This window comes from Bifidobacterium sp. MSK.17.10 (assembly GCF_019129655.1).
In the GTDB taxonomy this organism is placed as follows: Bacteria; Actinomycetota; Actinomycetes; order Actinomycetales; family Bifidobacteriaceae; genus Bifidobacterium; species Bifidobacterium adolescentis.
The window spans coordinates 83,166-102,797 of the sequence record NZ_JAHOJD010000008.1 but is presented as its reverse complement, the minus strand read 5'-3'; the positions used below and the strand labels follow the sequence as shown (position 1 = coordinate 102,797).

17 protein-coding genes and 1 tRNA gene are annotated in these 19,632 nt (G+C 60.6%); 16 read left to right on the top strand and 2 right to left on the bottom strand.

All coding sequences use genetic code 11. The features are described 5' to 3' along the window. The first annotated feature begins 455 nt into the window (after positions 1 to 455). The 9 genes from KSX58_RS08250 (at position 456) to rplI (ending at position 7,980) form a co-directional block, all read left to right on the top strand. On the top strand, positions 456 to 1,235 hold the full coding sequence (locus KSX58_RS08250) for a hypothetical protein (RefSeq protein WP_254882500.1): 780 nt from the start codon (positions 456 to 458) through the stop codon (positions 1,233 to 1,235). A gap of 87 nt (positions 1,236 to 1,322) precedes the next feature. After that, on the top strand, positions 1,323 to 2,375 hold the full coding sequence (locus tag KSX58_RS08245) for a LacI family DNA-binding transcriptional regulator (RefSeq protein WP_085346938.1): 1,053 nt from the start codon (positions 1,323 to 1,325) through the stop codon (positions 2,373 to 2,375). A 279-nt stretch (positions 2,376 to 2,654) separates the two neighbouring features. After that, positions 2,655 to 3,611 carry a nucleoside hydrolase gene (locus KSX58_RS08240; RefSeq protein WP_217752071.1) on the top strand — a complete coding sequence of 319 codons (957 nt, stop codon included), beginning with the start codon at positions 2,655 to 2,657 and terminating at the stop codon, positions 3,609 to 3,611. Between the two features lie 64 nt (positions 3,612 to 3,675). Further along, positions 3,676 to 4,668, top strand: a complete 993-nt coding sequence (locus KSX58_RS08235) for a ribokinase (RefSeq protein ID WP_217752070.1) — start codon at positions 3,676 to 3,678, stop codon at positions 4,666 to 4,668. A gap of 226 nt (positions 4,669 to 4,894) precedes the next feature. After that, positions 4,895 to 5,908, top strand: a complete 1,014-nt coding sequence (locus KSX58_RS08230) for a ribose-phosphate diphosphokinase (protein ID WP_038445096.1) — start codon at positions 4,895 to 4,897, stop codon at positions 5,906 to 5,908. Between the two features lie 281 nt (positions 5,909 to 6,189). Beyond that, positions 6,190 to 6,477, top strand: a complete 288-nt coding sequence (gene rpsF / locus KSX58_RS08225) for a 30S ribosomal protein S6 (RefSeq protein ID WP_003810120.1) — start codon at positions 6,190 to 6,192, stop codon at positions 6,475 to 6,477. Between the two features lie 42 nt (positions 6,478 to 6,519). After that, positions 6,520 to 7,179 (top strand): single-stranded DNA-binding protein, encoded by a 660-nt coding sequence (locus tag KSX58_RS08220; RefSeq protein ID WP_003810116.1) that lies wholly within the window; start codon positions 6,520 to 6,522, stop codon positions 7,177 to 7,179. An 86-nt stretch (positions 7,180 to 7,265) separates the two neighbouring features. Continuing rightward, positions 7,266 to 7,514: a 30S ribosomal protein S18 gene (rpsR, locus tag KSX58_RS08215; RefSeq protein WP_003810112.1), complete on the top strand. Its 249-nt coding sequence runs from the start codon at positions 7,266 to 7,268 to the stop codon at positions 7,512 to 7,514. 19 nt (positions 7,515 to 7,533) lie between these two features. Further along, positions 7,534 to 7,980, top strand: a complete 447-nt coding sequence (rplI, locus tag KSX58_RS08210) for a 50S ribosomal protein L9 (protein WP_003810110.1) — start codon at positions 7,534 to 7,536, stop codon at positions 7,978 to 7,980. Positions 7,981 to 8,120: 140 nt separating this feature from the next. On the opposite strand, the gene KSX58_RS08205 is transcribed toward rplI, so the two are convergent. Continuing rightward, positions 8,121 to 11,201, bottom strand: a complete 3,081-nt coding sequence (locus KSX58_RS08205; RefSeq protein WP_254882499.1) for a zinc-ribbon domain-containing protein — start codon at positions 11,199 to 11,201, stop codon at positions 8,121 to 8,123. 401 nt (positions 11,202 to 11,602) lie between these two features. Between KSX58_RS08205 and KSX58_RS08200 the strand changes: the two genes are divergently transcribed. The 3 genes from KSX58_RS08200 to KSX58_RS08190 all read left to right on the top strand — a co-directional run bounded on the left by KSX58_RS08200 (position 11,603) and on the right by KSX58_RS08190 (position 13,674). Continuing rightward, positions 11,603 to 11,676, top strand: a tRNA-Lys gene (locus KSX58_RS08200). A gap of 188 nt (positions 11,677 to 11,864) precedes the next feature. Further along, the gene (locus KSX58_RS08195; RefSeq protein WP_003810106.1) at positions 11,865 to 12,596 is read left to right on the top strand and encodes an MIP/aquaporin family protein; all 732 of its coding nucleotides are present in this window, start codon (positions 11,865 to 11,867) and stop codon (positions 12,594 to 12,596) included. 136 nt (positions 12,597 to 12,732) lie between these two features. After that, positions 12,733 to 13,674: a DUF3152 domain-containing protein gene (locus KSX58_RS08190; RefSeq protein WP_231837060.1), complete on the top strand. Its 942-nt coding sequence runs from the start codon at positions 12,733 to 12,735 to the stop codon at positions 13,672 to 13,674. Positions 13,675 to 13,769: 95 nt separating this feature from the next. On the opposite strand, the gene KSX58_RS08185 is transcribed toward KSX58_RS08190, so the two are convergent. Next, a complete protein-coding gene (locus KSX58_RS08185) occupies positions 13,770 to 14,927 on the bottom strand; it encodes a glutamyl-Q tRNA(Asp) synthetase (RefSeq protein ID WP_041777424.1) in 1,158 nt (385 codons plus the stop codon). Between the two features lie 371 nt (positions 14,928 to 15,298). On the opposite strand from KSX58_RS08185, the gene KSX58_RS08180 reads away from it, so the two are divergent. The 4 genes from KSX58_RS08180 to KSX58_RS08165 all read left to right on the top strand — a co-directional run bounded on the left by KSX58_RS08180 (position 15,299) and on the right by KSX58_RS08165 (position 19,542). After that, positions 15,299 to 15,718, top strand: coding sequence for a hypothetical protein (locus tag KSX58_RS08180; RefSeq protein WP_011743759.1), 420 nt, complete (start codon positions 15,299 to 15,301; stop codon positions 15,716 to 15,718). Positions 15,719 to 16,006: 288 nt separating this feature from the next. Next, positions 16,007 to 16,825 carry a YggS family pyridoxal phosphate-dependent enzyme gene (locus KSX58_RS08175; protein ID WP_217752069.1) on the top strand — a complete coding sequence of 273 codons (819 nt, stop codon included), beginning with the start codon at positions 16,007 to 16,009 and terminating at the stop codon, positions 16,823 to 16,825. 299 nt (positions 16,826 to 17,124) lie between these two features. Beyond that, complete coding sequence (locus KSX58_RS08170) at positions 17,125 to 18,390, top strand: class C sortase (RefSeq protein ID WP_254882498.1); 1,266 nt, start codon at positions 17,125 to 17,127, stop codon at positions 18,388 to 18,390. Positions 18,391 to 18,534: 144 nt separating this feature from the next. Then, positions 18,535 to 19,542, top strand: coding sequence for a hypothetical protein (locus tag KSX58_RS08165; protein WP_217752067.1), 1,008 nt, complete (start codon positions 18,535 to 18,537; stop codon positions 19,540 to 19,542). The last annotated feature ends 90 nt before the right edge of the window (positions 19,543 to 19,632 follow it).

The following is a 19,632-nucleotide window of genomic DNA, read 5'->3' as shown; positions in this document are numbered from 1 at the left end:
CATGCCTTCGACGCGTTGTTCCCAAAGGATGATCGGTGATTCGGCGTCATCATCGCTGAATAGAATGAATGGAATATGAGGCTTCCCTTCTCACGGGGAAGCCTCATTGCTTTGTCCGCGGAGTCTTACGGCACCTGCGCAAGGGCAACGTCACGCTTTCATGATGCACTATTGAATAGTGTGTTCCTATCGTTGCATGGTGACGCTAACGCATGGCGTCACGATACTGAAGCCTGCCATCTAACGGCGGGTACGGCTCGTTGCTGGAGTCGTGCACGCATACGCGCGTCGGCGTGCGTATGCCGTGATGTGACCTTTGTAGTGGAATTGAAGAGTTGAGGGGCTTCTGCTGTTTTCGTGGGTTAGGTTCTTGGTTGTGGTAGGTCATAGGGCAGATCTTCAGCAAAGACATAGGCGCACGCAAAGTGGTGCGTCACCGCGATACCTTCCAGCGTGTGCAGGACTATCTCATCAACAACTATGCAGCTCCCACGAATCTGTCGGGGATCGTCGACTATATGAAACATGGCGAAGGCGTGACGGTCAAACGTGAGACTCTTGCGAACTATGTCCGGCTGTTGGAGAGTGCGAAGGTCCTCTACAAATGCCCGCGATTCGATTTGCGTTCGCGCAGGTCGTTGAGAGGAGGGGAGAAGTATTATCTTGCGGATCCTGGCATACGATTCGCGCGTAACGCTGGTACGCGAATGAGTTACGGACCAGCCTTGGAAAATGCGCTGTACGTGCATTTGAGGTCGAAAGGCTACGAGGTGAGCGTGGGCATTATTGGTAAGCTGGAGTGCGACTTCATTGTGCGTAAGCGGGAACGGTACGCCTATGTGCAGGTGTCGATGAGTGTGCAGGATCCTAATGTTGAGGAGCGTGAATTCCGTCCGTTCACGAAGCTGGCTGACGGGTATCCGAAATACCTGTTCAGTTTGGACCAGCTGCCAATGCAACGTGACGGCGTAAGGCATCTCAACCTGATGGAGTTTCTACGCGGACGGAGATCTCGACCTCTCATAGCGTTTGGTGGGTGCGATGGCGACCACTGCGATCACTGCGACGATGACGATGGTTTTGCGCGGTCTCGCATTGTTTTTCTGCGTGGTTGGCCGCATTGCTGGTTCCTTTTTTCTTGTGCGGCTCTCATTTTGGACAAACGTTGCGAGTGTGCAAAAACACTTTCGAAAAACGATTTACCGGTGGAAATAGTGTGGATTATTTTGCTGTGAAAGGAATTTGTTTGTTATTGCGATGCTGGGCGCGTCAGGTTTGCGTGGTATTTATGCTGGAGGGATAAACGTTTTAAGGGGGTTTGGATGGCGTATCGTGCGACGCTGAAGGATGTGGCCGCTGCCGCAGGGGTGTCTGTGACGACGGTTTCGCTGGTGTTGAATAATCGTCCTGCTCGCGTGTCCGAGGAGAAGCGCAGGGTCATTGCCGATGCGGCGAAGAAACTGAATTATGTGCCGAATCAGAGCGCGCGAAGCTTGGTGACCAAGCAATCCCAGTTGGTGGCGTTGATTGTGCCTGATATTGAGAACTTGTTTTTCGCGGCGCTCGCCAAATGCGTGGAGGATGAGTGTGCGGCGCAGGGGTATTCGCTGATTGTGGCCAATTCGGATGATTCGCGTGAGTCGGAACAGGCTTTGCTGCGCAGGCTGACGTCACGTGGGGTGGATGGCGTGCTGCTGATTCCCGCGCGCGAATCCTGCGCGGCCGGTGCCGGCGCCGCGTTGCGTGAGGACGTGGAGCGTGTCACCTGCCCGGTGGTGCTCATCGACCGACTGACGCAATGCGGTTGGTGTGACGCGGTCGGCTTCGACAACTATCTCGGCGGTCGGCTTGCGGCCCAGTACCTGCTGGAAGGCGGGCATAAGCGCATCGGCATCGTGACCGGCGATGTGGCCGAATCGAGCGCGGCCGACCGTCGCCGTGGTTTCGTGGATGCGATCGAGCAGGCGGGGGAGCGGTTCGATCCCGCGTTGTGCGTGTCCGGCGATTACCGTTTCGACGGCGGCTATCATGCTGCCGACCGGATCATCGACGGCGGTGCCACCGCCGTGTTCTGCTGCAACGACGTGATGGCGCTCGGCTTCCGTCAGCGTATGGCGGAACGCGGGCTGCACGTCACCGAAGACATGCAGGTGATCGGCTACGACAACATTCTCAGACGATTCGGATTGGGTTTGCGCATGACCACCGTCGAACAGAGCGTGGTCGATTTGGCCGCCGCCGGCTGGGGCATGCTGGGCAGTCGAATCGACGCCGTGGTGCGTGGCGATGGCGATTCCGGTGCGGGCCGTCCGTGGCTCGCCTCGCCGCAGGTGAAGGTGTTGACGCCGAAACTGGTGCAGGCCGCTTGCGCATAACGCGCATAGCGCGTGCGATGCGTGTAATGCGTATTGCGCGTGTAACGTGGGGCGCGTATCGGAGAAAGGGGCGTTTTTCCGCCGCGACACGCACGTCGAAAGGATGATTTGGAAATCTAGATAAAACGTTTTATCATAATGTTGTGAGGTGATACAGAGACCGTACTCAACGCCACACAACAATCGCATAAAACATCGCACAAAAAAAGAACACAACAAAGGCGGCAGCCGCGCGGACGCAAACGGCCGTCACAGCCAATCAACGAGGAAGGCGCAATCATGAAGAAGCTCATTCTTGATCTCGATACCGGCGTCGACGACGCGCTCGCCATCTCCTACGCGCTGGGCAGCCCGGAAGTCGAACTCATCGGCATCACCGGCACCTACGGCAACGTGCTCGTGGAACAGGGCGTACGCAACGCGCTCGCCGTGACCGACCTGCTCGGCCATCCGGAAGTCAAGGTGTATCAAGGCCTGTCGCACTCCAGCACCACCGACCACTTCGAAGTGCTGCCGATCTCCGCGTTCATCCACGGCGACAACGGCATCGGCGACGTGGACATCCCCGATTCCAACCGTTCCGTCGAAACCGAATCCGCGGTCGACTTCATCATCGATGCGGTGAAGACCTACGGCAAGGATCTCGTTTACGTGCCGACCGGCCCGATGACCAACATCGAAGCCGCTCTGAAGAAGGCTCCGGAAATCAAGGACGAGATCGGCCGCGTGGTGCTCATGGGCGGCGCACTGACCGTGCCGGGCAACTGCAACGCATGTATGGAAGCCAACATCTCGCAGGATCCGGAAGCCGCCGACTACCTGTTCCGCTCCGGCACCCCGACCACCATGATCGGCCTCGACGTGACCCTGCAGACCCTGCTCACTTATAAGGAAACCCAGCGGTGGCGCGACCTGGGCACCAAGGCCGGTGCGTTCCTCGCCGACATGACCGACTTCTACATCAAGGCCTACGAGACCACCTCGCCGCACCTCGGCGGCTGCGGCCTGCACGATCCGCTCGCCGTCGGCGTCGCCGTCGACCCGACGCTCGTCACCACGCTCGACATCAACATGAAGGTCGACGTGGACGGCCCGACCCGCGGACGCACCATCGGCGACGAAACCCGGCTCAACGACCCGGTCAAGACCATGAAGGTCGCCGTCGGCGTGGACGTGCCGAGGTTCCTCAACGAATTCATGACCCGCATCTCCGGCCTCGCCGCCAACGCCGGGTGACCGACTGAGTGGCCGGCCAAGTGACCGACGGCAATCGCAATAATCGCAAGAAAGGAAAGCGATCATGAGCGCAACCGAAATTCTCTCCGCATTGGATCGTATCCACGGCACTGTGTCCGTGATCGGTTCCATGAACGCGGACTACACCGTCACCGCACAGCGACTGCCCGGGCCGGGCGAGACCATCACCGGCGGCCCGCTGCAGCTGCTGCCCGGCGGCAAATCCGGCAACCAGGCCGCGGCGGCCGCACGCATCGGCGCCACCGTGCAGATGTTCGGCGCGGTCGGCTCCGACAACAACGCCGACTTCCTGCTCGGAGCGCTCGGCGAAGCGGGCGTCAACACCACGCACGTGCGCCGCGTGCTCGGCCCGTCCGGCACCACCGTCATCACCGTGGACGCGCACGGCGAGAACACCATCGTGTACTCGCCCGGCTCCAACGCGCAGGTGACCGTCGACTACGTCGAATCCGTGCGTGACGCGCTGACCCACTCCACAGTGCTCGGCCTGTGCCTGGAAAGCCCCATCGAAACCGTCACCGCGGCCGCACGCATGTGCCATGAAGCGGGCGTGAAGGTGCTGCTCAACGACTCGCCGTTCACCCCGTCCCTGCCGGCGGAACTGATCGAAGCATCCGACATCCTGCTCGTCAACGAGCATGAAATGGCGCAACTGCTCGGCATCGACGAGCCGGAGAACGACGATTGGGATTCGTTCGACTGGTGGCACGCGCTTGACGAACTGCGCGGATTCGGCTTCGAACAGGCGATCGTGACGCTTGGCGGCGACGGTTCCGTGGTACTCGACGGCACCGCGGACGATCCGGAACACCGTGTCCAGCGCATCGCCCCGGTACGCGTCAAGGCCGTCGACACCACCGGCTGCGGCGATTCCTTCATGGGCACCGTGCTGGCCGGCCTGGCATCCGGACTGGCGCTGTCCGAAGCCGCCGAACTCGCCTCGTACGTTTCGGCGTACGCGGCCACCGGCTGCGGCGCGCAGGCGTCCTACGGCAACGCGGCGCAGATCCGCGAGGCGTTCGCGTCCGCCGAATAGTCCGCGTCTGCCGAATGGTCCGGCAGCCCGTAATCTGATTTTCCCCAAACCATTGGCGTTGGTATGTGCCTTCTGCGTCGATGGTTTGGGGATTTTTTGATGTTGCCGACGGCAGTTTGGAGCGGTATGGTGAAACGCTTCCGCAACGGCCGCGTGCCGTGGGCACCCGCATTGTTATATTGGAGTTTGGCTTATTTTCACATATCGAACAATTGGGAAGGCAAGCATGTCGGCGATTCTCGAAGGCACTCCGGATAAGAAACTGGCTCTGGTGACGGGTCGCGCGTACCCCGAGCAGGCTCAGGAAACCGCAAAATACCTGGGAACCGACGTACTTGAGACCACCGCATACGATTTTGCCAACGGCGAGATGTACGTGCGCTACACCGAGCCCGTCCGTGGCGCCGACGCCTTCGTGATGCAGGCCCACACCGAGCCGATCAACAAGTGGATCATGGAGCAGCTCATCATGGTGGACGCCATGAAGCGCGCCTCCGCACGTTCCATCACCGTGGTCGCGCCATTCCTCGGCTACTCCCGTCAGGACAAGAAGCATCAGGGCCGCGAGCCCATCACCGCACGCCTCATGTTCGACCTGTTCCGTTCCGCCGGCGCCGACCGCATCATGACGGTCGACCTGCACGCAGCCCAGGAGCAGGGCTTCTTCGACGGCCCGGTCGACCATCTCACCGCCATGCCGATCCTGCTTGACTACGTGCGCAACAGCATGCCGCTGGAGAACACCACCATCGTGTCCCCGGACGCCGGCCGCATCAAGGTTTCCGAACAGTGGGCCGCCAAGCTCGGCGGACTGCCGCTCGCCTTCATCCACAAGACCCGTGACACCACGCGCCCGAACCATGCCGAGGCACACGGCATCATCGGCGACGTGAAGGGACGCGACTGCGTGGTCGTCGACGACATGATCGACACCGCCGGCACCATCTGCGAGGCCGTGCGCACGCTGAACAACGCCGGCGCGAAGTCCGTGACGCTCGTCGCCACCCATGGCCTGCTGTCCGGCCCGGCCGTGGAACGCCTGAAGAACTGCGGCGCACGCGAAATCGTCCTCACCGACACCGTTCCGGTGTCCGAAGAGAAGCGCCTGCCGAACATGACCGTCCTGTCCGTGGCCCCGCTGCTGGCCGCTGGCATCCGCTCCGTGTTCGAATCCGGCTCCGTTTCTACGCTGCTCAACGGCCTGCCCGAAGACATGCGTCCGCGTAACATCTACGCCTGATATTTCGTGCGATTGCCATACGGCTCTCGTGATATTTCAGGATTTATTACGATTTTTTTGCGATTAAGCCCCGCTTGCGAGCGGGGCTTTTTGCTTGCCTCCGCACGTGATTTCGCGCCCGGCAGACGCCGTTTCGATACGTCGCGGCGTCGGGGTAGCCTATACAAGTTGCCATCAATCGTATCCATATGTTCATTGCGACTTATCGATGCCTGAAGGCAGCACGCATACACACTCCTGCCATGGAAGGTCCATGGCCGATAGTCCGAAGGAGGTGGGTGATGTCTGCGCATAAGTACGAACTGATGTTCATTGCTGATCCTGAGCTGGATGAGCGCGGTCTGAAGAAGCTGACCGAGCAGTATCTGGAAACTGTCACCAAGGAAGGCGGTGCCGTCGAGAACATCGACATCTGGGGCCGTCGCAAGCTTGCCTACGAAATCGCCGGCAAGACCGAAGGTAACTACGTCGTGGTCAACTACTCCGCTGAGCCGGCCACCAGCGACGAACTCGATCGTCTGCTGAACCTGAACGAATCCGTCATCCGTACGAAGATTCTTCGCAAGTAAGTAAACCAAGCTTTCTAAGCTGCAAAGTAAGTAGGTAACGACATGGCAGGTGAAACTGTAATCACCGTGGTGGGCAACCTCACGGCCGATCCGGAAATTCGTACCATTGGCAGCGGCGCCGCCGTCGCCAGCTTTACGATCGCCTCCACTCCGCGCACCTGGAACCGTAACTCGAACCAGTTCGAAGACGGTCAGGCCCTGTTCCTGCGCTGCTCCGCGTGGCGCGACATGGCCGAACATTGCGCGCAGAGTCTGTCCAAGGGCATGCGCGTCATCGCGCAAGGCCGTCTGCAGCAGCGTTCCTACCAGGCGCAGGACGGTTCCCAGCGAACCGTCATCGAGATGCAGGTCGACGAAATCGGCCCGTCCCTGCGCTACGCGACCGCCCAGGTGACCCGTCAAAGCTCGTCCGGCAACGGAGGCTTCAGCGGCAATCGCGGCGGCTACAACAACGCCAACAACAACGGCGGTTTCGGCGGCAACAACGGCGGATATCAGGGCGGCTCCAGCTATGCTGGCGGCGCCGGATATCAGGGTGGAGCCTCCGCTCCGGTCAACGCCGCTCCCGCACAGTCCGCTCCGGCCTCGGACCCGTGGTCAAGCTCGGATAACTCCGGCTCGTCCTTCGGTTCCTTCGGCGCGTCCCAGTCCTTCGGAGGTTCCTCCGAATTCGGCGGCGACAGCGACGAACCGGAATTCTGACGGACCGAAACCCGTCCGCAACATAGGCGAACAGCGAAACAAGCAGCTTAATCGCAGTATTTCCAGATTTTAAGGAGAACATCAAGATGTCACGCAAGAGGCCGCAGCCGCCGGTCAAGCCGTTTAAGAAGAAGCCGAATCCACTGAAGGCCGCCAAGGTCACCGAGATCGATTACAAGGACGTCGCCCTGCTGCGTAAGTTCATCTCCGATCGCGGCAAGATTCGTTCCCGTCGTATCACCGGTGTCACCGTGCAGGAGCAGCGCGAGATCTCCAAGGCTATCAAGAACGCCCGCGAGATGGCCCTGCTGCCGTACGCCACGTCCGGCCGCTGATCTTAGAGAGGTTTGAACAATGGCTGAAACTAAGGTTATTCTCACCAAGTCCGTCAACCACCTGGGTCACCCGGGTGACGTCGTGGCCGTCAAGTCCGGCTACGCCCGCAACTACCTGTTCCCGCAGGGCCTGGCTTTCGCTTGGTCCAAGGGTGCCGCCGCCCAGATCGAGGCCATGAAGCGCGCTCGTCTGGCCAAGGCCGTCGCCACCCGCGAAGAGGCTGTTGCCGCCAAGGAAATCATCGAGGGTTCCACCGTCGAAATCGCTGCCAAGGTCTCCGAGTCCGGCAAGCTGTTCGGCGGCATCTCCGCAGAGAAGATCGCCATCGCGCTCTCCTCCAAGGTTGAGGTCAACCCGAAGAACATCACCGTTGAGCCGATCAAGACCACCGGTGACTTCCCGGCAACCGTCGCCCTGCACCCGGAAATCACCGCCAACTTCTTCGTGAAGGTCGTCGCTGAGTGATTTCGCCCCATTCACCGCTCGACGTCCTTACGGACCGGCGGTGAATGACTTCAGGCTGAAACACGTCTGAGCTTAAGCATCGAAAATCCCCCGTACCGATTGGTGCGGGGGATTTTCCTATATCCGCTCTTTAGCCGGCATCAGTCCTCATCGTCAATCGTGACGCTGAGCTTGCCATCCCTGATGCTGAAGCTGCCGTTGACGGTGAAGTGGGTGCTGTCGTCCTGAGACTCCCACGAATCGTCGAAATTCTTCTCTTCATACGTGCACTTCGCCTTGCCCTGCCGGGTGGAGAACGTGCCGTAATCGAGATCGATGTCGGACAGCTTCGGATAGACGCTGATGGACCACGCGAAGTTGCGGTAGTAGTCCTCGTCGTACAGGTCGAAGCCGAACGGGCAGCCTTCCGGCGCGTAGTCGGTGGACTTCGCGCATTCGTCCAGCTTGGCGTTCACGGCCTTGCTCAAGTCCTCCTTAAGCTTGGCCGTAGGCATGATCTTGAGATCGGCGGCATCGGAGTCCGCGTTCGTGCGCACCATGGTGATGCCGCTGGTGACATACCCCGACTTGCCGATCGACACCTTGTACGAACCCGGGTAGACGCGCAGCGTCCACGTGCCGCTGTCCGACTTCTCCGCATTCTTCGCGGTCACGTCAACACCGTTGACGGACAACGATTCCACGGCATTGGGCACCGACACGGTGATGGTCTTGAGCAGTGGGCTCGAGATCTTCCAATTCGGGAACAGCAGGAACTTCGACCCGTCCTTGTTGATGGTGAGCGAATCGTTGACGTTCTTGCCGTTCAGCGAATACGTCACGTTGACCTTGGCCACGCCTTCGACGGTTTTGACACTATCGATATGCGGGTTGGCGATCGTGGCGTTGTCGGCCTTCGCTACGGTGTCGGACAGCAGCTTGAGCTGGTCCTTGTCCACCTGCGGATCGGCGATGCCATTGGCCTTGTCATACTTGCCGTCGGCAATCGCCGTCAGATAGCTTTGCGCCACGGATTTCGCGCTGAAGACGGTCGAGTTGAGCACACCGTAGACAATGCCCAACACAATCAGGGCACCGATTACGATGCCGCTGATAAGGATCGTCTTCTTAGTTTTTGGGTCGAGCGGCTGACCTGCCCCCGGAGCTGCGACCGGCATAGAAGCCGTGCCTGCTGGCGATTGCGGCAGCGGCACCGCACCCGTTGCCGTGTTGCCCGTTGTCGTATTGGGCATGGACGTCGGGGCGACCGGTTGTGGAACGGCCTGTGAAACAGGTGTTGCGGTAGGAGCGGTGGGCGCGGGCATCGGCGCAGCCGGCGTCGCGGGCTGGGGGACCGATGCGGCCGGAGCTGCCGGAGTAGTTGGATTGGCCGGCTGTGCGGCAGCCGAAGCCGTCGGCATGGTCGCTGTTGCGGTCGTGCCGCTCGCCGTGGCAGAGGTCTTCTTCATGCCGTAGGACGGATCGCAGGACTTGACGTAATCGACCACGTTCTGCGGGGTCTGCTGCACGGTGCCACCGACGATGATCCGCCACATGCCCGGCAGGGACGCCACCAGCGTCGGACCGAACGTCATCGCGGCCACCTCGATTAGGAACGCCCAGATGCCGGCGACGAGGAAATACCACATCGGGGTCGTCATCGACATGCTGGACGAGGCGTATCCCGCCGCGAAATAAGTGAACAGGAACTCCGCGGCCAGCCAGAACACCATCGCGGCCACCGGAGCCTTCCACGTATGCTGCCAGCCCGCGTAATACGGGTCGTACATATTGCGCGCGGTCTCACGCAGCGCGATATAGAACGTGGCAAGCAGGAACAGCACGAAGCAGATCCACAGAATCCAGCCATAGTGGCTGAGGGAGGACACGTTGAACAACGTGATCGTATGGACGCTGTAGCTGGACGTCGAGAAGGCGATGCCGCCGAACGAGGACAGCGAAATCAGCATAAGCGGTAGAGCCGGGAACAGCAGCGGAACCAGCAGCAGACCGCCTGCGCCGAGATGGTTCGCGGCGGACATGGCGATCGTCGCCACCAGGCCAAGCACCAGGAACAGCACGCCGTAGATCGCAAACGATTCGACCAGCGTGCGCACGAAGCCACGAGCGCGATGCGCCCAACGCCAAGCGGCGGAGAAGACGTTACCCGAATCGCCCGCATACTGTGCCAACGCGTAGCCGGCCAGCGCACCGGCCGCCGACAGCAGGAACGCCATGCAGAACGTGCGGAAGGACACGCCGGAAAGCGACGCGGAAGCGGAATAGTCGCTGTAGGAACCACCCACCGTCACCGGGAAGATGGCGGCGAAGACCAGCAGCACCAGGCCGGACAGCACGCCGACGATCAGCGAGCTGATGACGCCCGTCCACTTGAAACGAAGCGCGAACCTGCGTGCCAGCATGTATGCGCCGAACGCGGCGCCGATCGCCAATGCCACGCCGGGCAGTCCGACCGGCAGCGTCACGCTGACGTGCGAGGCGTCAATGCCGAGATTGCTCAGCGAGAAGCCCTGGGAGCTGGTTTTGAGATTCAGCGAACCGCCAACGCCGAGCGTCATCACGGTGAAGAGAATCTGGAAGAAATTCGGGCCGGAGCCGGACACACCGTTGTTGCCCAGGAAGGAGGCGGTGTCGGAAAAGCCCGGAATGCCGGCAAGCCCGTTGCTGGCCGCGGCATTGCCCATGAAGAAGACGATCGATGCGAGCAGCGCGAACACCACGCTCGCGCCGAGACCGATGCCGAGGCTGGCGCCCATGGTCTTCATGGACTGCGGTGTGGTCAACGCGGTGATGGTGGGATCGGCCGCCGGACGGGCGATTTGCTGGGTCGGCTGGCTTGGCTGCGGCGCTGCTGCCGGCTGCGGGGCCGGGGATGGCGCGTACTGGAACTGCTGCGTCGGCGCGGCCTGTGGTGCCACCGGTTGCGTTGCCTGCGCCTGAGCGGTCGGCTGTGCTTGCGCCGCCGGTTGCGGTGTGGTGGGCTGCGGGACGGTGGTTTGCGGAGCTGCCGGTGCGGCGCTATTGGGCAGCGGGACGGCAGCGGTCGGCATCTGCGGGGCCGGTGCCATGTGCGGCGCGGAAGACAGCATGGTGCCGTCATCGGATTCCGGCGCGGCCGGCGCTTGCGGTGCCGCCGCGGTCGTTTGGGTGAGCGGTGAGCCGCACGAGGCGCAGAATTTAGCGCCTTCGATGGTCGGCTGACCGCAATTTGGGCATGCCATAGGTAAGCCTTTCTTCTCCTTCTTGATGCGCGTCATATACTCCTGTGACGCGCCATGGTCCTTATTATAAAGGGCCTCTGGCGCGCCGACGGGCTCGACGATGATGCGTGCTATTCGGCTCGCTGCGGTGGAAATGTGTGATGGAAAAGTTCGTGCCGTTGACTGTCGGAGTGGTTGCATTGCGCCAGAATGTGAAGAAAATGTGATTACTTGGATTTTATGGCGCCATCGCGCCGCATTTTTCGTCGTATGACGCGATGTGCACCATAGATGGCGATTTGCTGAAAACGTTGGAAAATAGCGGTTTTATGATTGCGACACGCCGAGGGTTGCGTTCTTTCCGATTCTGAGTATATTTACTCCATGTGCTCAGCGAGAACAAAAACCTCGCCAAGACCAACGCCCCTTTAGCTCAGTTGGTTAGAGCAGCTGACTCTTAATCAGCGTGTCCAGGGTTCGAATCCCTGAGGGGGCACAGACAAGACCCAAGCCAATGGCTTGGGTCTTTTTCGTATTTCGGACATGTGTCCACCCAAAGCCGCGTTACTTCCTCCGTACGGAGTAAGGTAGTGCGCTGTTGTCCGCCCAGAGCGGAATCGCAATTCATCTCGAATCGCACGAATCGTAAGAATCGTTAGAGAAGAAGCAATAGAGGAAACTGCAGTGGAATACACACTCTTCACCAAGCTTGCCGCGGAATTCGTCGGCACCGCCGTGCTGATGGTCTTCGGCAACGGCGCTGTCGCCAACGCGGAACTGAAAAACACCAAGGGCTACCATGCCGGCTGGCTGAACATCGCCATGGGCTACGGCTTCGGCGTCATGTTCCCGGTCCTGATGTTCGGCGGCGTCTCCGGCGCCCACATCAACCCGGCCATGACCCTCGCGCAGGCCGTCAACGGCATGTTCCCGTGGAACGAGGTCCTGCCGTACATCATCGCCCAGCTGCTCGGCGCAGTGGCGGGCCAGCTCATCGTGTACGTCACCTACCTGCCGCACTACAAGGACACCGACGATGCCGAAGCCATCCTCGGCACCTTCTGCACCACCGACGCGCACAACGACCGCGTGAACTACTTCCTCAACGAGTTCTTCGGCACCTTCATGCTGGTGCTCGGCGCCCTGTGCTGCCTGTCCCTGCCGTGGGGCAAGGCGAACCCGGCCGCCGCATCCATCGTCGTCGGCTTCATCGTGTGGGGCCTCGTGACCTCCATGGGCGGCCCGACCGGCCCTGGCCTGAACCCTGCCCGCGACCTCATGCCGCGCCTCCTGCACGCCATCCTGCCGATTCCGAACAAGGGCGATTCCCGCTGGGGCGAGGCCTGGATTCCGGTCGTGGCCCCGATCGCAGGCGCTATCGTCGGCGCGTTCCTGTTCAAGGTGCTGTTCGCCTGAGCATTACTTTGACGATTGCCGGCATTCGTCTGGCATGCTGGTAAGGCCCGTGATTCCCTCCGGAATCGCGGGCCTTACGCATAGGTGGTATGCATGGCGGTCGGCGGCTTCGGCATGTTGACTGAGACTGGTACTGTTGCCGAAGAGAGAAACATCACCATATCGGGAGGCTGGATTGAAGCGGATTCGTCGTATCATACGTGCGCTCGATCCGAAAGCCGACGCCACAATGGGCCAACGGGAACGGCTTGAGGCGTTTCGCATCCGCAGGGCCGCCGTGCTGGTGCTCGTGCTGTTCCTGCTGATCGCATCGATGACGTCCTGCAGCGTGCACGCACTGCTGGTCCGCATGACGCCGAACACGCAGACGACGGCACAAGCCACGCATTCGACGTCGGCCAAGAAGCCAGCCAAGAAAACAGCCAAAACCAATCAGCATAAGACGGCCAAAAAAACCAAACCGGAAACCAAACAATCGCAGGAAGAGCAGGCCGTCGCCAAAGCGGTGAGCGCGCAATCGGCGGCACTGGGCGACGACGAGAAAACCGCGATTCTGAACAAAGCGCAGGAAACCGCGCAAAACAGCGGCAAACCGGTGACGCAATACCATTACTGCATCGCAACCAAAGGAAACGTCGGTTCGGCCGACGAATTCGGCAACGCGGCGTTCCGCATCCTCAACGACGAACACGGATGGCCACGCGCCGGAGCCATATTCGACCAATCCACGGACGGCAACTGCGATTTCAATCTCGTGCTGTCCCAAGCATCGGAAATGACGTCGTTCTCGCCATCATGCTCGGTGGAATACAGCTGCAGGGTCGACAACAACGTGATCGTCAACGACGACCGTTGGAACGGTGGCACGCAACAATGGCTCGCCGCCGGCGGCAACCTGGCGCGATACCGCACGATGGTGATCAACCACGAGGTCGGACACCGGCTGGGGCACATCGACAACGAAACGACCTGCGCCGGCGAAGGCCAGTTGGCGCCGCTGATGCAGGAGCAATCCATGCATTTGGACGGCTGCAAGGTCAACGAATATCCGCTTGACTCGGAGCTGTGGATCGGCTGAACGTCGACTGCTTCCCGTTATTTTCTGCTGCTTTCTGCTGTTTTCCGGACTGACCGGGTCGTCTCGGCAATTCGGCGAGACCCGGCCAGCCGTTGTCACAGGCCGAAATACGCGTCGAAATCGTCTTGGCTGATACTGCGGTCGGCCGTATCGGCCCGTACCTTACCCCAATCGAACTCCTGCAACGCCTCGACGGCGCTCATCGGCTGCGGACTGGTATGCGCGGAATCGCCCTGCAAACCAAGCAGCCACGCACAATAGCCGACAACCTGTTCCGCGGTGACGCCATGCGCGCGCAGCGCCCCCATATCCAAAGAGCGCTCGCGTTTGGCGAGCCTGCGGCCGGCCGCGTTGTCGATAAGCGGCAGATGCGCATACCGTGGGTTTTCGGGGTTATATGGGGTGTATTGCGATTGTGGTGCGTGCTGCGATGGTGCAGAGGCCTGCGTTTTCGCCTTGCGGAATCCCGCCTTGATAAGCGCTCGGCGAATGGCGATTTGCAAGGCGTTCGACCGGAGCAGGTCGCGGCCGCGCACGATGTCGTCGACGCCCATGTCAAGATCGTCCACGACCACCACCAGCTGGTAGGAGAACAGGCCGTCGGCGCGGCGCACGATGGTATCGCCGACGTCGTGCGCCAGATTGAATTCCTGATGGCCGAACACTGCGTCATCGAATTGGACGGTTGCGTGCGGGTTTGTGTCGGCGGGCATGGCGATGCGCAGCGAATGGCGGTCGCCGTTGGCCAGCCGCCGCCGGACGGTATCCGGATTGCTGGCGATAAGCCGGCGGCACGTGCCGGGATACACCATGAAACGGTCGCCTTCCTGCGGTGCGGAGGCTGCGCGGATGTCGGCGCGCGAGCAGAAGCAAGGGTAAATCAGCGGGGTTGTGCCAGCGATTGCGTTGTTGGCTGCGCTGCCGACTGCGGGGGTGTGGTCGTTGCGCTCGTCAAACGGCGAATCGTATGCGTCGTCAATCGTCAGGTTTTCCAAGCAATGCAGCGCCTCACGGTACAGGTCGTGCCGAGCGGATTGGAACACCGGATCGCCGTCCCAATCCAAGCCAAGCCAATGCAGGTCGTCCATCATCAGTTCGGCCGCGCCGGGCACCACGCGCGGTTCGTCGATGTCTTCGATGCGCAGCAGCATGCCGTCGCCGCGGCTACGCGCGGACAGCCATGCGCCGAGCATCGCATAGATGTTGCCGATGTGCATGCGGCCTGATGGGGTGGGTGCGAAACGACCTGGCACGGGGTTCCTTCCTGTCGTTGGCGGGCGGTTCGGTGTTGCCGGTGCGGAGACCGGTCGCGCCGATGCTTGCAACTGTACCTGCATCGGCGGCCGGAACGGCGGGTTTCGTGGGACGCGATTGCGGAATGCGTTGCTGGACGTGCGGTGACGTGCCATGCCGAGGCTGCAGCGTGCTCCGGAAACGTGCCGTCGCTGTGAGGTATCTCACAGTGTGAGAAGGATATTTAGCGCATGGTGATACGGGCCGCGCGTTTCGTTTGGGGTGTGCGTAAGGTGGTGTGCGTCATCCGGTATTCTGGGTGGTGATTTCGGCAATTCGGTCTATGCGTTATCGGTATGGCCGGTCAAAAGGGGATTTACAAGGGGTGAATATGACGAAGCGACAGTTCAGTAGAGCGGAAATCGAATACCTGCGTACATTGCCGTCGATCGACGCGGTGACGGACAGCAGAATCACGTATGCGAGGGAATTCCAAATCGACTGCATGAGGCGGTATCTGCAGGGGGAGAAGCCAACTGCGATCTTCATTTCCGCGGGATTGAGCCCATCGGTCATCGGGCACAAGCGCATCGAACGCAATATCGCACGCTGGAAGCGTGACGAGGACATCATGCGCAAGGCGGCCGAAGAGCCGGAACCGCATGATACGGCTGTGGACAGCCACAATGCGATGTCGGAAGTGCCGTTGGGCAAGATTCAATCGCTGGTATGCCAGGTGATGGTGTTGAGCGATCGCGTCGATAAATTGGAGCGTTTGGTGGAGGGGCTGCGCAAGGGGGATAAAATCTGAAAAAAAGTTTTCAGATTTATTGGTTTTTTCCGGCGGTTTGCGCGCATTTATCTGATACATTAAATGCGTAGACGGAGTCTTTGAAGTCCCCCTTCTACTGCCGTCTGGTTTTATAGCCCGCGCGAATTTATGACCGCTTTATCGCTTCACTTCAGGTCATCGCGCGGGCTTCTTTATACGTTGTCGGCGGTTTTCTGGTAACACTGGTATCGAAATATCAGCCGACATGCCGGAAACGGTGGTGCCGGCCGCGGACCGGCGGTCGAATGAACTTGCGAGAGGTGGACGATGACTGCATACATGGATCACAAGAACCTCGCCAACGAGGTGATCGACGATGCGCGCGCACGTGAGATCACGGACGGCGTGCATCGTGTGCTCGACCGCATCGCGGCAGCTGAGGAACAAGCCGGACGCGAAGCCGGCTCCGTGCGCCTGCTGGCCGCCACGAAGACGCGCGACATCGGCGAAATCATGGTTGCGATTGATGCCGGCGTGCGCATGATCGGCGAGAACCGTCCGCAGGAAGTGACGGCGAAGGCCAAAGGGCTGGCACGGCGATGCGCGGAACGCGGGTTTTCGCTGGGCGTCGCAGGCGTCGCGCCGGACGCTGCGGCGGAGCATATTCCATTCCACCTGATCGGCCAGCTGCAAAGCAATAAAATCGGCAAAGTGCTGCCGGTGGTCGACACTATCGAATCGGTCGATTCAATCGATTTGGCAGAAAAAATTTCACGTAGAGCCGTGGCTCGCGGTATTACTGTCGGCGTGCTGCTGGAAGTCAACGAATCCGGCGAGGAATCGAAATCCGGTTGCGATCCGGCGCACGCCATCCGCATCGCACAGAAAATCGGCACGTTGGACGGCATCGAATTGCGGGGACTGATGACGATCGGCGCGCATGTGCACGACGAAACGGTGATTCGTCGCGGTTTCTCGCACCTGCGCAAGACCCGCGACCTCATCCTCGCATCCGGCGAACCGGGCACGGACCGTTGCCGGGAACTGTCGATGGGCATGACCGGCGACATGGAACTGGCCATCGCCGAAGGTTCCACCATCGTGCGCGTCGGCACTGCGATTTTCGGTGAGCGTGCGTTCATCTGAGCGCTTTCTTTGACTTTTTCTGTTTTTTTAAGGATTTGCGGGGCTCGTCCGCCTGGATTGCATTCGTCTGGCTTACATTCGTCCGGCTTACATTCCTCTGAAAAACGGCTTGTCTGAGCTGTGTTCCGCCGGTAGGTGGGGTGCTGCGCGGTTTGGTGCCATAATTGCCGGTTTCGTGCCTGAAACCGTTGTCTTTCTAGGGGTAAGCCCTCCTATAGGGGGCAAGGGCATTCGTATGGCGGGTGTGAACATGGGTGTGTTCGAAGGAGAAACCCATGTTTTGGTCTGCCTCTCGATTGATGAGTAAACCCGTCCGTCTGCTCGCCCGCAGGACGGATTCCTACGTGCATGCGCATGCGGTGCTGCGTTCGCCCATGCGGCTGTTCGGTGCCGTGGCGGGCGCCTCGGCTGATTCCTATGATGCCGGTGATGATAACGATGGCATCGGCAATGGCGCCGGAGTTGGATCTGATGCCGATGCAGCTGCCGACAGTGGTCATGCCGGAACTGTTGCGTTCGCTGGAACGTCTGCTGGAACGTTCGCTGGAACGCCGTCGTTTTACGAGGCGATTGACATTGCCGATGTGGTTCGCGCGCGCAGGCTGCGGCGGATTCGTTTCATATTGGTGCGGTGCGTGTCCGTGCTGCTGATCGTGGGCGCGGTGGTGGTCGCGTCGTTGCCGTTCGCCATGCAGGCGCATTCCGCGCGGCGCTTGGCCGAGACATCCGATTCGGCGGCTCGCACGGTTGCCGGATGGCCGTATCCGATGGCGATGGAGGAGTTGGAACGGGCGCGCGCATACAATCGGCGGCTTGCCGTGGAAGGACAGCCGGTATTGGGCGAGGCGGCCGATCCGTTCACTACCAGACCGGCTGGCACTGCCGGAGATGCTGATGTCGCCGACGATTCGGCGCCTTCCGGCGGTTCCGGGCTTTCCGCTGCGGACACGGACGCGAACTATCAGGGCCTGCTGGATTCCGGCGCAGGCATCATGGGCACGGTATTGGTGCCCAAAATCGGCGTGGAACTGCCGATTCGGCATGGTACGTCCGAACCGGTGCTCGCCGTCGGTGCCGGGCATCTGTACGGCACCAGCCTGCCGGTCGGCGGCACTGGCTCGCATACGGTGGTCACCGGGCATCGCGGCCTGGTCAAATCGTTGATGTTCACACGGCTCGACGAACTGCACGACGGCGATTTCATGTACATCAAAGTGATGGACGAGACGCTGGGATACGAAGTGGACCGAATCAGCGTGATCGAACCGGACGACGTCTCACGGTTGAAAATCGTGCCCGGCGAAGACCGGCTGACGTTGATGACCTGCACGCCATACGGCATCAACACGCATCGGCTGCTAGTCTCCGGGCATCGCGTCGCAATACCGCTGCCCGCGCCAGATCCGGCCGACGTGCGCGACGAACGTGCGACCGAACTGGGCGCGCTCGCCATGACCATCGTTTGCACGATGGGCGGCATGCTGTTGTGCTGCATGGTCGTGCGGTCGATGCGGCCCCGACACCGAATCATGCGGCACGCTTCCGCCTGGCCGCGTAAAGGATAAGGGGGAAGGCCGCGATTTTCGCGGGTCCGTACGTTCCCCGAACCCATCAATGGAGGGGACGGGTTTCAAAACGTTCATCCATAAGGTTCAAGGCATGGAGGCGCATAGGCAATTCGCCGCAGCGCCATGAGAGATGGACATGTCATGAAGTGGATGAAGGACCCGCTTGCCGGTTTCATAAGCCGGTGTGGCGCGCGGATGGGAAAATTCACCGCATTGCTTGTCACGATTGCGATGCTGGCCGGCACCACGGGAGCCGGCGCGACCGCGTTCGCCGACGAAACGGTGACGGATGGCGGCAACGTGGCCGCCGAATCCGCAGCGAGCCAGCCGGAATCGACACAACAATCCGATGCTGAAAACGCAGTCGGATCGGACGTTGCCGACATTGCCGGGCAAGATGTTGCCGGACAGTCCGCAACGGACGATGACGACGCACAATGCCTTACGGACGACGGCGAATCGCAGCAGCCATCGAACGAACAAGCGCAATCGCAACTGCAGTCGCAATCGCAACCGGAACAACCGTCGGAGACGATGCCGGAACAGCGGCAGCCGTGCGATAAGACGGAACAGCCGAATGAGCAGAAGGAGCAGGAACGGCAGGCGGTTAGGCAGCCGACGGCTGAGAACGCTGACGTACCTGCAAATGGTGCTGCACCGACTCAAGACGGCGATCGAAACGACCGTGCCGGCGAAAATCGCACGGATGCTGTGGCGAATCGCGATGCGGGCGCGACAGCCGATGACGGCAAAACCGGCGATGCGGACGATGCTGACAACGATGGCAACACTGCTGAAGATGCCGACGATGCCGACAAGAACGGTAAGAATGACGCCGACAAGGATGCCGCGTCGGCTCAAAACGGCAACGATAACGACAAGAATGATGCTGCCAAAGACGATGTCGACGCCGACGCCGACGAACACATCATGCGCGATCGCTTCACCTTCAATCGCAAAACCGTGATGCGTGCCGCGCGTAACGTCGCCGTGCCGGAGCCGGACTGGCGCTCGTGCTGCGCTTCCGCGAATCCGATATGCCGATGGCGGTCTGAGCGGGCCAGCAGACAGGCAACGGGGCTTGTTCGGGCGGGTGAGTCGTTGAGCGATCAACGGTTCACCCGCTTTTGTTGTGACGAATACGGGTGATTTAGGGTTTAGTACCGCCTGAAATGGTTGGAAAAACGCCATTCGTACCGGTATGATGGAACACGAAGCGAACAACGGATCGGATTGCTG